Here is a 14,485-nt window from a genome sequence, read left to right as displayed (position 1 = left end):
ACCTCCACGCTCCTACGGAAGCACTTCGACCGTGCAGCGGCTACCCGGTTCCGCGGCCAGCCGACGGTCCTTCGTGAGCAGTGTCGCATCCGCGGCTTCGGCGAGCGCGACGTACGCGGCGTCCGTCGACGTCAGGTTATGCCGAAGCTCCCACACGCGGTCGACGATGTCCTCCCACGATGAATAGAGGATGGGCAGGCGATGCAGGAGCCCGATGACACCTCGACCCTGTTCGTGTTCGGGGAGGATTCGCGTCAGGTCTCGGGCGGGGAGGGCGAGGCATCCGACTCGCTGTGCTCGAGCGTGCGCCACGAGCGCAGTCTCGGGATCGCGGCGGCGATCACGCCGGCGCCGACGACGCAGGCGATACCGCCGGACACCGCACTGATCGCGCCCGAGGTCGCAGAGGCCACGAGCCCGGCCCGAAGATCGCCGAGGCTCGGCCCGCCCGCGCCCACGAGGAAGTCGAGCGAGTTCATGCGGCCGCGGAGGGCATCCGGGGTCGACAGCTGCACGATCGTGCCGCGACTGACGACGGTACCGGTGTCGGCCGCGCCCGCGATCACGAGCCCGATGAGGGCGAGCGGCAGCCAGCCGCTGAACCCGAACAGGGCCATGCCGCCGCCCCAGATGGCGCAGCACACCATCATGACGACGCCCTGACGCGGCTGCCGGGTGATGCGGCCGGAGAAGACGCCGGCGAGGATGCCTCCCAGCCCGACCGCGGGCAGCATGAGTCCCAGCGTGACCGGTGACCCGCCGAAGCGTTCGGCGTTGATCACGGGGAAGAGTGCCGTTGGCATGGCGAGCACCGTCGCGTTCAGGTCCGTGACGAAAGCGCCGACCAGCACCGGGGTGTGCAGCAGATACCGAACGGCGCCGAGGATGCCGCGACTCGAGCGGCTGCCGGACGTCTCCGCCTGCGGTTTCGAGGCATCCGCGGGCAGGCTGACGATGCCCCACAGTGCGGCCAGGAATGTGACGCAGTCGACCGCGAGGCAGAAACCGACGCCGAGGCCGTTGACGAGCAGTCCCGCGACGAACGGGCCGGCGAGCATCGCGAACTGCGACGAGAGGCGCATGAGCGCGAGGCCCGCGCTGAGACTCTCACCGGCGAGCAGCCGGGGCGCGAACGTCTGCGCCGCCGGCACCGCCATCGAGGCGAGGCCTCCTCCGATCGCCATGAACACGTAGACGATCGGCACGCTTCCCGCACCGAGGAGCACGATCGTGGCGAGCACTCCCGCCGACACGAGCTGCGTCAGGCGCACGACGATCAGAAGCGTTCGGCGGTTCACCCTGTCGGCCAGGCTGCCGCCGATCAGTCCGAAGATCGCGAGCGGGATGGCCCGTACGAGCCCGGTGAGTCCGACGAGAGCGGCCGAGTGCGACAGCTCCCACACGTAGTAGAGGAGGGCGAACGCACTGAGCTGGCTGCCGAAGCTGGAGATCGTCGTGCCGATCCAGAACGCCCGGAACGCGGGGATCCGACGCAGCGGGCGAATGTCGATCAGATGGTCGCGCAGACTCACAGGACTCGCTCACTCATGCGCGGCCCGCATGAGCCGAAGCAGCCGCTCGGTGAACGACTCCCGGTCGAGGGCAGCGCGCATGCGGGCCACCACCTCGTCCAGCGCGACTCCTGCCTCCGCGGCGACCTCGTCGATGGCAGCTTCGGTCGCGTACCACTCGCTCCAGACTTGTGGCGCGACCGCGTTACCGCGCGAGGTGAGCGAGACGACACGACTGCGGGCATCTTCACCCGACTCGGACTCCACCAGGCCTGCGGAGCGCATCGCTGCGACCGACTGACTCATCGCCGACTGCGTCACGCCACAGCGCTGCGCCAAGTCACTGATGCTCAAGGGCCCGTCCTGCAGAAACATCACCGCCATGCTGAACCGCGGCCGGACACCCTCGATGTGGAGCGCGGTGTACGCGGCGGCGATGTCGTCGTCCATGCGCTTCTGCAACGCCTTCAGGGGACGCCAGGCGCTCGGCAGATCGGCGAGGGCCCGCGGCCGGGACGCCTTGGCGCCCGCCGGATCGCCACCGCTCTCGTGAGATGTCATAGTGCTAATATAACAGTGCTTATCTATTTGGTATCCGCCCGAAGTTCGCGGCGCCGCCACGGCCGCGCGAGAGACTTTCCGTCCCCGCCCGGAGCCAAGAGCCCCCGTTCTCCACAGAAGTCCATCCGCGCCGGACCGCGCTCCACCGCATGCCAGGCTCCCGACATGGATTCCTCAATCGACAGCGAAGCCGAGGACTTCGTACACACGATGGCCGACGCCATCACCGCTCCTCTGCCTCGCGAATGCCTGCCGTGTTATCTCGACCGGATGCTCCGCGACCTCCAATGCGATGGATCACTCCGCCTCACGCGCAACTATCGCGATGCCACCGCTCCCCGCGCGACCGCCCTCGAGCACCGCGTGATGAATGGCGGCGGATACTGCGACTGCGAGGTGCTGATGAACGTGTTCATACCGCATGACGAGCACGTCATGCCCTGCGGCGGCGTGCGTCGCGGATCCACACAGCCATGCTCGCTGTGGTCGCGCCACCGACGCGGAATGCCATGGTTCTGATTTCGGTACCAGTCGACGCGTGCCGCAGCAACGGACTCGCCGTCGTGCCTCCCGGGCGCCGGATGCCGGATGCCCGCGGCGATCATCCTCGCGCGCGAACCGTAGACCTCTCGTCCACCCGACGCGTAGGGTCGCATCCATGCCGCAGGAAGATCCGTGGGATGCGCCGGGACGCATCCGGGTCGTCCTCGACCTCGCGATCCGCCTCGCCGAAGTATTGTTCAGCTCGGGCGCCGGTGCAGCGGATGCCACGACCGCGATGACGGCCATCGCGCGAACCTACGGGGTGCGGAACGTCGACTCCGACGTCACGCACACCATGCTGAGCCTCACGTGGACCAACCCGAGTACATACGAGTCGGTTGCGCGACACCGCACCATCGCGGGGCGCAACATGGACTTCTCGAAGCTGACGGCGGCATCCGCGCTCTTCGCCCAGATCACCGAGGAACGGGTCGACTTGGCGACCGCCCGGCGGCGGCTCGCGCGCATCATCTCGCGCAAGCAGACTCCGCGCACGGTGCGCCGCATCGGCTGGAGCCTGATCGGAGCCGGCGCAGCACTGCTCCTCGGCGGTGACCTCGTGATCGCGGCCGTCGCGTTCATCGCCTCGTTCGCACTCGAAGCAATCACGACCGCGATGGCCGCGCGCCGCGCGCCGGTCTTCTTCACCAGCATCGTCGGGGGCCTGATCGGCCCGGTTGCGGCCGTCCTGGTGCACCTCGTCGACCCGGAAGAGTCGGCCCGCCTCGTCGTCATCGCGACGATCATCGTGCTCCTCGCCGGCAGCCTCATCTTCGGTGGAGTGCAGGACATCCTCTCCGGCTTCTATCTCACCGGGCTCGCCCGGCTCACGGAGGCGGTGGTCGTCACGATCGGCATCGCCGCGAGTGTTCTCGGCGCCTCGGTGATGTTCACGTGGTTCGGGCTCTCCATCGACGTGATCTCCGGCGGCGTTCCTGCCGGCGGCCCCATCTTCATCACGGTCGTCGGCGCGATCGTCATCGTGCTGGGCTTCGCGCTCGCCTGTCAGCTGCCGTCGCGGGCGCTCTGGGCTGTGGCTCTGCTCGGCGCCATCGGCGAAGCCATCTATCTGACGTGCTTCACCTTCTCACTGGGCCCCGTATGGTCCTCGGCGGCAGCGGCGGTCGTGATCGGCATGTTCGCGTCGTTGCTCGCACGCTGGAGCCGCACGCCCATCCTCGCGCTCGTCGTCACGGATCTGGTGCCGCTGCTCCCCGGCCTCGTCATGTTCAACGCGCTCATGCAGCTCGCCTCCGGCGCGGTCGCCGGCCTGCTCGACGCGCTCGTCGCCGCCGCCGTGGCCGCCGCGCTCGCGGCCGGCGCCATCGCCGGACAGTACATCATGCAGGCGTCATGGCGCAGCACGTCCCGGGTCGTGCGACGCGGGCGCGGGCCGATCCTTTCCATCGCGGCGCATCGCCGTCGTGTCTGAAGCGTGACATGCTGGCGGCATCATGCTGACCGTCGACCCCGCACTGTCCACGCCTCTCTACGAGCAGCTCCGCGACCAGATCATCGGGCAGATCGCGAGCGGTGAGCTCACCCCCGGCGACAAGCTCCCCTCCGTACGACAGCTGGCGAGCGATCTTGAAATGGCGCCGAACACCGTGGCCCGCACCTACAAGGAGCTCGAGGCGGCCGGCTATCTGCAGACCCGAGGGCGCAACGGCACGACGGTAGCCGAGGACACCTCGGGCAACGACACCCACCGCAAGGCGGCGCGGCTCACGGAGGACTACCTCGAACGGATGTCTGCACTCGGCTTCACGACCGAGCGCACCATCACCTACCTTCAGCGCAACCACCGTTGACTCCACGCCGAGACACTCTCGCCCACGACCCAAGCGCAGCGCAGCGCAGCGCCGAACAGTGCGCTGAGCCGAGTGCCGAGCTGAATCACGATGGGCCGCGCAGTACCCGTGTCTGCGCGGCCCATCGACCCGTCCGGCGCGAAGAGGAACACCCGAAGTCCTCCGCCGGACGACGCGGCCCGACCGCGTCGCTTGTCTCCTCGACTCAGAACGACCCGAACGAGCCCTAGCTCGCCGCGGCCGCGTCGTCGGAGATCTTCTGCAGTTGGGTCGTGAGGTCGCTCACGCTCGCGCTGCCGGAGAGGAAGTCGTTCCAGATCACGAGCTGGTCGGTGTTCAACCCGTACAGCGTGATGAACTCGTAGTCGAAGACATCCGAACCGGCGGTGTCGAGCGCCTTGAGCTGCGACGCGAGCCCCGAGAAGCCGAACGCGTCATCCGGCACCACGCCCTTGACGATCGTGGGAGCCGCGCTCGACTTCGAGAAGTCGGAGGCGACATCCTTCGACAGCATCGCCCGCAGAATCTCCTTGCCACCCGCCGGATTCTTCGCGGTCGACGGCACGATGTAGTTCTGGTTCGGCGCCGCGTGCATGGCCGTGAACGGCATGGCGAGGTCGGTCCCGACGGTGGGCTCCGGCGCCATGACCATGTCGAATCCGTCTTTGGTGGCCTTCTTCATCTCGTTCTCGATCCACCCGCCCGACGGATACAACAGGGCTGCCTGATCGTTGCTCCACTTCGCCTGGGCCGCGGTGAACTGCATGCCTGCGCCGCCGGGCAGGAAGTAGCCTGCCTTCACGATGCGCTCGAGGGCCTTGAAGACATCCTGAATCGGCTTCTGCGACCAGGCCTTGGGCTCGAGGTTGTTGACGGCGTGCATGACGTCGAGACCCCCGGCCTTGATCGCCGAGTCGAGGGCGAACGTCAGGTAGTAGGTGGCGGCCTCCTTGCCCCAGACGAAGAGGTATTTGCCCTTGGCCTTCGCCTTGGCGCCGAGATCCATGGCCTCGTCGAACGTCTTGGGCGCGCTCCAGTCGTTCTCCTTGAACAGGCTGTCGGAATACCAGAGACCGTAGATGTACATCACGTACGGCATGACGACGAACTTGCCCGGGAACGACCCCTGCTTCTTCACGCCCGGGTAGAGCGTCGTCGAGATCTTCTTGCCCTCGTAGTTGTCGGCTTCCATCAGATCGTCGAACGTCGACAGGCTCTTCAGAATGAGACTGAACGGGATGGCGTTCGCGCCCGAATTGTTGATGAGGTCCGGCGGGTCGCCCGCCGCGAAACGCGGCTGCAGCTCCTGCGCCGGGTTCTCGGTGGGGCTGACCTTCGCCTTGACGCCCTTGAACTTCTTCTCGACATCCTTGGCCGCATTGATGGTCTGCTGGATGCCGAAACCACCGTTGAACAAAACGGCCTCGATCTTCGAGTCATCCTTGAGCCCGAACGGGTTCTGCGCCGTCTTGTCCGCAGCGCCGGACGCGCTCGAGCCTCCCTGCGAGCACGAGGCAAGCGCGAGGGTGAGGGGGACCGCCGCGGTCGCCGCCGCACCGATCCGGAGGAATTGTCGTCGATTCAGTGGCTGCTGTTCGAGTGCCATGGTGTTCGCTTCTCTCTGTCGGGCACGTGCATGGATGCCGTCGGCGCGCGGTGCTCACGATCCGACCGTCCGCCGGCGGTCACCGGGAACCGGCTTCGTCGTCGAACCCGGTCCCCGTTTTCCGGTGAACGAAGCCAGTATGAAAGGGGCGAATTATTTCGTCTAGTACTTAGACATAAATACGCGATAGCATCCGAGAAATCGTTGTTATGTGCGGGCACAGGTGCTCTAATTACGTAAGCTTCCTCAACATAAATGGCCTTGTGCCCGGATCAGAGTCTGGCTGGTGCCGTGTCCGTACGCCGAACGAACGTCGACCGCGTGGTGCAGTTGTTGCGCTACGGGCCCGCGAGCCGTGCGGTCATCGGCGAACGCACGGGTCTATCACGTGCCACGGTGTCGGGCATCGTCAACGACCTCATCCGATCGGGCATCGCAACGTCGGGCCCGATGGTCGGCACCCGCAACGAGGGTGCCGGACGCCCCACGCAGGTCGTCGCCCTCGCCGAGCACAGCGTGCGCTCGGTGGGCGTCGAGTTCCGTTGGGGCGACCTCTTCGTCGGGATCGCCGACCCGTTGCACCAGGTGGTCGCCACGTCGCATCATCGGCATCGCCGCGGCCTGAACTGGCGTGACCGGGCCGAGATCGCGATCGAAGAGCTGCGCGCTCTGTGCCGCGAGAGCGGCATCCAGTCGTTCGCCCCGCAAGGCATCGGCGTCGGCGTTCCGGGCCCGGTGACGAACGATCCCCTGGAGGGAACCTGGCGCCCGGCGATCCGCCTGCTCGGCGAGGAGTTCCGTGCTCCGGTGTATGTCGAGAACAATCTGCGCCTGCGTGCGCTGGTCGAGGCATCCGCAGGCTCCGAGAGCCGCAGCGAGACCGTGGTGTACTTCCACGTGGAAGACGGCATCGGCGGCGGCATCGTGATCGGCGGCCAGGTGTACCGCGGAGCGAACGGCGCGGCGGGCGACTTCGGGCACGTGACTGTGGCGCCGGCCACGAAACCGTGCCGGTGCGGACGCAGCGGATGCCTGGAGCAGGTCGCGAATCTCCCCGCTCTTCTCAAGCGCGCCGGCGTCTCCCGCGGCGATCGCACCACCGCGGAACTCGCGCGCCTGCCCGAACTGCGCGAGGAGCTGGAGCGGTGCGCGACGCTGTGCGGACGCGTGATCGGAGAACAGATCAACGCACTGGATGTCTCGCACCTGATTCTCGGAGGCATCCTCGCGCACCTCGATGACCACGCTCTCGCGCTCTTCACCGACGAGGTGAACAAGCGCATTCAGCTGCCGACGGCGGCGACCATTCGCATCTCGCGTTCGACGCTCGCGGACGACGCGGGCGTGCGGGGCGGAATCGCACTCGTGCGCCACGCCACGGGAGCACCGTCGGCGCTCATGCCCTTCACCGTGCGGCCGGCCATAGCCGCACCCGAATCGACCACGGTCGCCTGACGGCGACCCCGATCGCTCGACGACTTCGAGCACCCGGCGTGGTGGGAACGACCACCATCACCGAAACGAAAGGACGATGATCTTCCGTGGACGAAAACGCAGATCCGCGCCGCAACATCCTGTTCCTGATGACGGACCAGCACCGCATCGACTCGCTGGGGTGCTACGGGAACCCGCACGCGCAGACCCCGAATCTCGACCGGCTCGCCGAGACAGGCACGCGTTTCGACAACGCCTTCACACCGACCGCCATCTGCACCCCGGCCCGCGCCAGCCTGCTCACCGGTCAGTCTCCGTTCCGGCACCGGCTGCTGGCGAACAGCGAGTGGAACATCGGATACCGCACGGAGCTTCTCGACGGATCGTTCACCTTCTCACAGGAGCTCCGTGAGCGCGGATACAACGTCGGCCTCATCGGCAAGTGGCACGTCGGAGAGCTGGCGACGCCGGCGACGTACGGGTTCGACGGGCCGTATTTCCCCGGCGCGATCAACCCGATCATGCACGAGGCCTATCGCGCCTACCTGACCGAGCACGGCCTGCCCGAGTTCAGCATGACCGAGCCGGTGCGCGGGACGCTTCCCGGGGACCGTCCGGGCCACCTGCTGGCCGCGCGTCTGGAGATGCCGGTCGAGGCGACCTTCGAGCACTTCCTCGCCGACACGGCCATCGACCTGCTGCGCAAGTACGCTGCGGACGAGAAGCCGTTCAGTCTGTCGCTGCACTTCTTCGGTCCGCACCTTCCTTATGTGATTCCCGACGAGTACTACGACCTCATCGATCCTGAAGTCGTCGAGCTCCCGGCGAGCTTCCACGAGACGTTCGCGAACAAGCCGCCGGTGCAGAGCCAGTACTCGCTGTACTGGTCGTCGGATTCGTTCACCGCGGCCGAATGGCGCAAGCTCATCGCCGTCTACTGGGGCTACGTCGCCATGATCGACTACGAGGTCGGCCGCGTTCTCGATGAGATGAGCCGACTCGGCCTCGACGAATCGACTGCGGTCTTCTTCACCGCGGACCACGGCGAGTTCACGGGCGCGCACCGCCTCAACGACAAGGGGCCGGCGATGTACGACGACATCTACCGCATCCCCGGTCTGCTGCGCGTTCCCGGCGGCGTCGCCCCGAACGAGGACGACCACTTCGTCACGCTGACGGACATGACCGCCACCATCCTCGATCTGGCCGGCTCCGACACTGCGCTCGCGGTCGACGGCGGCTCCCTCGCGCCGTTCACGCGCGGCGAGGTCCCCGAGGGCTGGCGCGAGGACTTCGTCGCCGAGTTCCACGGCCACCACTTCCACTACCAGCAACGGATGCTGCGCACCACCACCCACAAGCTCGTGGTCAATCCGGAGTCGTTCAACGAGCTCTACGACCTCGAGGCCGACCCGTTCGAGCTGACGAACGTGTACGACGTGCCGCTCTACGACGGTATCCGGCGTGAGCTCTGCGACCGGCTCTACACGCAACTGGTGGAGCGTGGCGACGACGTGTTCGCCCGCTGGATGGCGGCCACCACCGATTTCGACGTGCCGCTGAAGCTCACCGCGCGCAGCGATTACGACCTCGTGGAGCTCTGACCCGGCGAGCCCGGGCCGCTACGCGTTCGTCCGCGCCCCGTCCAGCAGCAACGCCACCGCCGGCCGGTCCGGCTCGGGCCACTCGATGTCTCGCAGCTCGTCGCGGCGGAACCACCGCAGAGCGTCGTGATCCGTGCTCGTGGAGGGCGTGGCATCCGTCAGCGAAGCCCAGTAGCAGCGAAGGTCGACGATCCGGCCGTTGACGGGAGTGCTCCCACGGTGCAGCAATTCACCGACCTGGATGCCCACACCCAGCTCCTCGCGGATCTCCCGTACCAGCGCCTCCGCCGGCGACTCCCCCGACTCGATCTTGCCGCCGGGGAACTCCCACAACCCGCCCGCTTCGCGGCCCGCGTTGCGGCGGCATGCGAGGATGCGGTCGCCGCGCGTGATGACGGCGGCGACGACGGAAATGAGCATGGGCATATGCCCAGTGTGGCGTGAGCAGGCGCCTCGGCCGAATGCGTCAGAGCGCCCGCGGGCTCAGCCTGGTGCCGAGCCACGAGCCGCCGGTACCATCCGAAGTCTTCGAGGCGCTGTCGCCGCTCACCGACCACGCGCACGGCGCGGCCCTCGTGCACCTCACCACCGTGGGTGCTCAGCATCCCGTTCTCGCCGGTGCCGCCGGCTGACCGGTGCGCCGCCCTTCGCCAGCGGGTCGCGAGACTGTACACCTGAGTCACGTCCCACAAGGAGGACACTATGACCGCCAGCCAGCACAACACCGATCAGCACCTCACCACCCACATCCCCGCTTCGCACCTCTCCTCGGCGCAGATCGACCGCGCCGTGGGCGCCGTGCTCGCGTCGGCGACGGGCGACGCGCTCGGAGCCCCCTACGAGTTCCACCCGCCGATCCCCGACGACGAGCCCGTCGTCCTGCACGCCGGCGGCGGATGGGAGCTCGGCGAGTGGACCGACGACACCAGCATGGCCATCCCCCTGCTCGACGCCCTCGCCCGCGGCGAGCGCCTCGATGACCCCGCCGTGCTGGCCGGCGTGGTGCGTGAATGGCGCGACTGGACGCGCGAGGCGAAGGATGTCGGCATCCAGACCCGGAGCATCCTCAGGTCGCTGCCCGCCGACTCCACGGAGGAGGACGCCCGCCGCGCCGCCCGCGCCCTGCACGAGGCGAACGGACGCTCCGGCGGCAACGGCTCGCTGATGCGCACCGGCCCGATCGCGCTGGGCTACCTCGACGATCCGGATGCGCTCGCTTCCGTCGCCCGCCGTGTCAGCGACCTGACGCACTTCGAGACGGATGCCGGCGACGCCTGCGTGATCTGGTCACTGGCGGTACGCCACGCGATCGTGACGGGCGAGTACGACATGAGGGCGGGCATCCAGTTGCTGCCGCAGGAGCGCCGTGCGCGCTGGCACGAGCTGCTCGACGAGGCGGAGCGCCGGCAGCCGCGCGACATCGAGAACAACGGATGGGTCGTCGCCGCCCTGCAGGCCGCGTGGTCGGCGATCGTGCACGCCGATTCGTTGCTCGACACGCTCGAGCGCGCGGTGAGGTGCGGCTACGACACCGACACCGTCGCGGCGATCGCCGGATCGCTGGCCGGCGCGAAGTGGGGCGCGTCGGCGCTGCCTTGGTCGCTTCGGCGCCACTTGCACGGCGGGCCGGGCCGCGGCGGCGACGATCTGATGCGCTCCGCGGTGCTGGCCGTGCGGGGTGGAGGCTGACGACGCGTTCGCGGCCGTCGGCCGGTGCGGACGGCCGCCCCGCACCGGCTCCTGGTGAAAGCGGTGGGAAGGGTGAAGCGCGCCAGCCCTCCTGAAGGCGAGTTCGGGTTCAGGCGACGGGGTCAGGTGGATCCGCATCCATTCCAGATCGGCGTCATGGTTCATGACGCGCCATGCAGCGCCCCGACATTCACCCCACTTCGTGGCACACGTTCTGCATTTCCAACGCCACCGTCGCAGGTGCTCGCTAGCGTGCAAAGTGAGGCACCCTGCCGAATTCCCACGGCGCAGCGACACCAATTGCCTCCGCCACACAGAGCGACAAGGATCTACGTGACTTACAGAGAATCAGTGCAACGCAGTCTCGACGCGCTCGCCGGGCGGCTCGATCCGATCATCACCGCCCGCCTCTCGAAAGCCCTCAATGGGCTCCCATGGACGACGATCCTTTCCGAGCTCGATAGCGCCAAGGGCTATCCACCGAAGATCTACGCCACGACCGACCTGCAGTGCCAGCTCCGCATGCTCACTCAGCGACTGGGCGGCCTCGGCTATCCGTTCGACGACCACAACCACACGGCATCCGTGCTCGGCGGCGAGCTACGCATCGTACGCAACAGATGGGCGCACAACGATGAGTTCACCGCGCTGGATGCCTGGCGCAGCGACGATTTCGTCGCCCGCCTTCTCGACAACCTCGGAGACAAGCAGGGTGCGGACGAAGCCAAGGCCGCACGTTCGAACTTGTGGGATGCCGTGTCAACAGAGACGGGGCATCCGCAAGAGCCCAGCGTTTCCGCGCCTGTCGCTACGTCCGCTCTCGCGCGAATGACGACGAGTGACGACGAGGGCGAACTGGTCGAGCCCGATCCTGCGGTGCTCGTTCGCTCCGACGCGGGTACGCCGACAATCGGTGCGCAGCGAGAAGTCTTCGAGCCGTGGCCCATCGTCGTGGTCGGCGACGTGAGCGTTCTCGACAACATCGCGAAGAAGAGCGCGAAGGAGAAGGTCCGCGCCGTCGCGTCCGAGATCGTGGAATTTGAGGGCCCGATCAGCCTCGAGCGACTTGTCGATTTGGTAGCCGAGTCATTCGATCTTCACCGTGTACATCCGGCAAGAGCAAAGAAGATCTCGTATCAGATCAGCCAGTGCGGCCTTCAGATCGACGGCGACAAGTTCGTATGGCCCGCAGATCTTGACCCTCACAATTGGCACGAGTTCCGGCCGAACTCCAGCGAAGTGAATCGCCCTTTCACTCAGATCTCTCCGGTCGAGATCGCGAACTCAGCGCGGTTCATTCTTGGTGAGGCATCGCCGCAGTCTCTCGACCGCATCGAGCTCGAGACCCGGGTGCTGCAGACCTTCGGACGCAAGCGGCGCACGAAGCAGTTCGTGAAGCATCTCGAGGGTGCACTGGCGGCGCTCTAAGAGCAGACGCTCTCGGGAACGCACTGCGGCCCATCTCTTGCTCGATTGGCAACGGATACGAAATCAAGGCTATGCGTTCTTCGTCTTTGCGTTTGGCAAGATGTTGACGCACGCTTCCTTGGAATCGCCCTTTCCGTTCACCCGCATAGTCATAGAGAACCTTGACATACTCCGAAAACGCGTGTGAGTATCGACCAATCGAGTCGCGCTTCTGTAGTTCTTCACCGGTTGAAAGGCCATCCGCTGGAACAGACACCGCTGACCGGCAACAGGAACGACGGAACGACGGAACGACCTATCTATTTCCGCGCTGCACAGTTTCCACATGACGGGGGACACTAGACGCGGCGAGCAGATCCGGAGTCTCACCGGACGGCCGCGACCTGCGGTCAATCGTCTTCGGCGTTTTCTAGTTCGAGATCCGCTGATTCCTCCTCGAAATCGTCGGCCAAACGAGCCGGTTCTTGCACGGAAGCTTCACGTTGCAATGGTTTACCCATCGCATTCTCAATGAGATGGAGTACAGCCTCCTTCCTGTGCGCGAAGTGTGCGTCGAAGTCGTCGGCGCGAAGCGCGTCAGGGTCGACAAGGTGGGTGCGCAGCAACGCATCGAGCTCCGACTCGTCCACCTTCGATCGGTCCTCTATAACGCGCAAATACTTCGATGGGGCGGCGGCACCGATCGTCCGGTTCGTCGTTGCAGCGAGCGCAGTCTTATTGACGATGCTCTCTCGAAGGACCGGATCGATCTTATTATCAATGCACCACTTGTACGGAAAGATGTGGTGGATGTCCGTCTTCAGATCGGTATATTGCACTTTGCCGAAGGACTGATCGAACATCCAGTCCTTCGCGCCTTCACCAATGAGCAGCGCATAGATGCCCTTGTATGCGGCCGAGCCCCGCGTGCGCAGCGTGTATAGGCGTGACTCCTGGAAGCTCGCGTCCGACACGGTACGCGGAACTGCTGCACCTTCGTCGCCTTGCGCCCACGCAGGAACCTGTTCGACATCTCGGGCGAACCGAGTCTCGGTCGCCCCGCCATAGAGTTCGCCCAGCACTCCGCACCAGAACCATTCCGTGATGCGCTGCCGGGCACTGTGCAAGTCGGTGCCCGTGCCGAGGATCGTGCGGATGACAGCGAGTGGGACAAGTTGCGTTGCGTACGGCAGGAATCGGGCATCAAAGACGTGCTGGTCTGCGAGGAAAGTCGCGACCCAGAGAAACGCGTCGCGAACTTTGTCTCGCCAGATCAAGTAGTCGTCGAGCTGTAGCTCGAGAATGTCGTCGCGCTTCGCAGAGATCGCCGGCGGCCGGGACGACGAATCGGCCAGGTTCTTTGCACGCGTTACGACAAGCGTGATCGCTTGCAGGAAGTCGGTGCTGCTGACTCCCCGGATGGCAGGCTCGGCCGCGAACTGTTGATGGGCAGCGTGCCAGTCATCGCTAAGGCGGAAGTCTTCGCCAGTGCGATCGTAGTACGCTGCATCGCCCGCAAACATTGCCGTAAGCAGTTCAAAAACATTCAGTGGCATACCACCGGTATTGACCTTCTCGAAGACCGTCGCCACCGCCGATTTGCTTGTGTTCTGATCGAGCTCAATGGCCGGAATCGTGTACGACGCGACTGGACCGAGGACTCTCTTGTTGAACTGCTGCGCGAGCGGAATATTGCCGAGAGCGAACATCCAGGTCATGACCTCATCCGGCTGATAAAGGAGCCGCAATGGAAAGTAGCCGTGTTCGCGCTCCAGCTCTGGAGTCGATAGATCGAGTTCGATGGTTCGCCCGAAGTTCGAGCGCACAACTCCATCTGCCGGAACCGAGATCACTGCTTCATCAACGCGATCTTCGCCCTGAATCGCTGTCTCCATGTGAACGTAGTACCGCCGATCAAGCAGCTTGCCACGGGAGTCCTTCGTTGCGACGACCCCGGTTCCGACGAGGGCCTGGCTGAGCGACGTCAACCGTTGCTGACCGTCGAGCAACAGCTTCTGTGCTTCAACCTCGTCAGCAGGGGCAGTTCCTTCCAGAGGCTTTGGCTTGAAGCGCACGCTTTCATTGCCGGTTTTCAACAGCATGACGATGCCCATCGGGTGGCCACGGAGGATTGTGATTAGGAGCTGCCGGATCCGATCGTCCTCCCACTTGTAACCACGCTGGAAGTCAGGAAGCTGAATAGTGCCGTTGTGGGTCCACTTGATGTACTCCGAAACCAAGTACTGCGGAGTGCTGAATCCCATTCCTCATCCTTCGCGGTTCAGTGACATGCAACCCGCCAGGTTGCGATATTCCGAG

General features: G+C 65.8%; 14 protein-coding genes. 8 read left to right on the top strand and 6 right to left on the bottom strand.

Going from position 1 to position 14,485, the window contains the following annotated elements; genetic code table 11:
• Positions 1-12: 12 nt before the first annotated feature.
• The 3 genes from H623_RS16995 to H623_RS16990 are packed head-to-tail and all read right to left on the bottom strand — an operon-like array spanning position 13 to position 2,072.
• Positions 13-312 (bottom strand): PIN domain-containing protein, encoded by a 300-nt coding sequence (locus H623_RS16995; RefSeq protein ID WP_022899005.1) that lies wholly within the window; start codon positions 310-312, stop codon positions 13-15.
• A complete protein-coding gene (locus tag H623_RS0100555) occupies positions 255-1,532 on the bottom strand; it encodes an MFS transporter (RefSeq protein ID WP_022899004.1) in 1,278 nt (425 codons plus the stop codon). The genes H623_RS16995 and H623_RS0100555 overlap by 58 nt, the downstream gene beginning before the upstream one ends.
• A 9-nt stretch (positions 1,533-1,541) precedes the next feature.
• Positions 1,542-2,072, bottom strand: coding sequence for a MarR family winged helix-turn-helix transcriptional regulator (locus H623_RS16990; protein WP_022899003.1), 531 nt, complete (start codon positions 2,070-2,072; stop codon positions 1,542-1,544).
• Positions 2,073-2,237: 165 nt separating this feature from the next.
• Here H623_RS16990 and H623_RS0100545 point away from each other — a divergent pair, with 165 nt between their 5' ends.
• The 3 genes from H623_RS0100545 to H623_RS0100535 all read left to right on the top strand — a co-directional run bounded on the left by H623_RS0100545 (position 2,238) and on the right by H623_RS0100535 (position 4,426).
• The gene (locus H623_RS0100545) at positions 2,238-2,591 is read left to right on the top strand and encodes a DUF2695 domain-containing protein (RefSeq protein WP_022899002.1); all 354 of its coding nucleotides are present in this window, start codon (positions 2,238-2,240) and stop codon (positions 2,589-2,591) included.
• A gap of 139 nt (positions 2,592-2,730) precedes the next feature.
• The gene (locus tag H623_RS0100540; RefSeq protein WP_022899001.1) at positions 2,731-4,047 is read left to right on the top strand and encodes a threonine/serine exporter family protein; all 1,317 of its coding nucleotides are present in this window, start codon (positions 2,731-2,733) and stop codon (positions 4,045-4,047) included.
• A 22-nt stretch (positions 4,048-4,069) separates the two neighbouring features.
• Positions 4,070-4,426 carry a GntR family transcriptional regulator gene (locus H623_RS0100535; protein ID WP_022899000.1) on the top strand — a complete coding sequence of 119 codons (357 nt, stop codon included), beginning with the start codon at positions 4,070-4,072 and terminating at the stop codon, positions 4,424-4,426.
• Between the two features lie 226 nt (positions 4,427-4,652).
• On the opposite strand, the gene ngcE is transcribed toward H623_RS0100535, so the two are convergent.
• Positions 4,653-6,032 carry an N-acetylglucosamine/diacetylchitobiose ABC transporter substrate-binding protein gene (gene ngcE / locus H623_RS0100530; RefSeq protein ID WP_022898999.1) on the bottom strand — a complete coding sequence of 460 codons (1,380 nt, stop codon included), beginning with the start codon at positions 6,030-6,032 and terminating at the stop codon, positions 4,653-4,655.
• Positions 6,033-6,323: 291 nt separating this feature from the next.
• On the opposite strand from ngcE, the gene H623_RS0100525 reads away from it, so the two are divergent.
• The gene (locus tag H623_RS0100525) at positions 6,324-7,487 is read left to right on the top strand and encodes an ROK family transcriptional regulator (RefSeq protein ID WP_033370998.1); all 1,164 of its coding nucleotides are present in this window, start codon (positions 6,324-6,326) and stop codon (positions 7,485-7,487) included.
• An 86-nt stretch (positions 7,488-7,573) separates the two neighbouring features.
• The gene (locus tag H623_RS0100520; protein ID WP_022898997.1) at positions 7,574-9,070 is read left to right on the top strand and encodes a sulfatase family protein; all 1,497 of its coding nucleotides are present in this window, start codon (positions 7,574-7,576) and stop codon (positions 9,068-9,070) included.
• Between the two features lie 18 nt (positions 9,071-9,088).
• Here H623_RS0100520 and H623_RS0100515 read toward each other — a convergent pair whose 3' ends face one another.
• Positions 9,089-9,496 (bottom strand): (deoxy)nucleoside triphosphate pyrophosphohydrolase, encoded by a 408-nt coding sequence (locus tag H623_RS0100515; protein ID WP_026939754.1) that lies wholly within the window; start codon positions 9,494-9,496, stop codon positions 9,089-9,091.
• Positions 9,497-9,531: 35 nt separating this feature from the next.
• On the opposite strand from H623_RS0100515, the gene H623_RS21605 reads away from it, so the two are divergent.
• From H623_RS21605 to H623_RS0100500, 3 genes are all read left to right on the top strand, one after another.
• Positions 9,532-9,702, top strand: coding sequence for a hypothetical protein (locus tag H623_RS21605; protein ID WP_157560845.1), 171 nt, complete (start codon positions 9,532-9,534; stop codon positions 9,700-9,702).
• Between the two features lie 70 nt (positions 9,703-9,772).
• Positions 9,773-10,759: an ADP-ribosylglycohydrolase family protein gene (locus tag H623_RS16985; RefSeq protein WP_022898994.1), complete on the top strand. Its 987-nt coding sequence runs from the start codon at positions 9,773-9,775 to the stop codon at positions 10,757-10,759.
• Between the two features lie 72 nt (positions 10,760-10,831).
• Positions 10,832-12,187 carry a DUF3320 domain-containing protein gene (locus H623_RS0100500; RefSeq protein WP_211217952.1) on the top strand — a complete coding sequence of 452 codons (1,356 nt, stop codon included), beginning with the start codon at positions 10,832-10,834 and terminating at the stop codon, positions 12,185-12,187.
• Between the two features lie 389 nt (positions 12,188-12,576).
• Here the strand turns inward: H623_RS0100500 and H623_RS0100495 are convergent, their stop codons facing one another.
• On the bottom strand, positions 12,577-14,430 hold the full coding sequence (locus tag H623_RS0100495) for a DUF262 domain-containing protein (RefSeq protein WP_022898992.1): 1,854 nt from the start codon (positions 14,428-14,430) through the stop codon (positions 12,577-12,579).
• Positions 14,431-14,485 lie beyond the last annotated feature (55 nt).

The sequence above is a fragment of the Humibacter albus DSM 18994 genome, assembly GCF_000421825.1.
GTDB lineage: Bacteria > Actinomycetota > Actinomycetes > Actinomycetales > Microbacteriaceae > Humibacter > Humibacter albus.
This window is presented reverse-complemented; position numbering and strand designations above follow the sequence as displayed.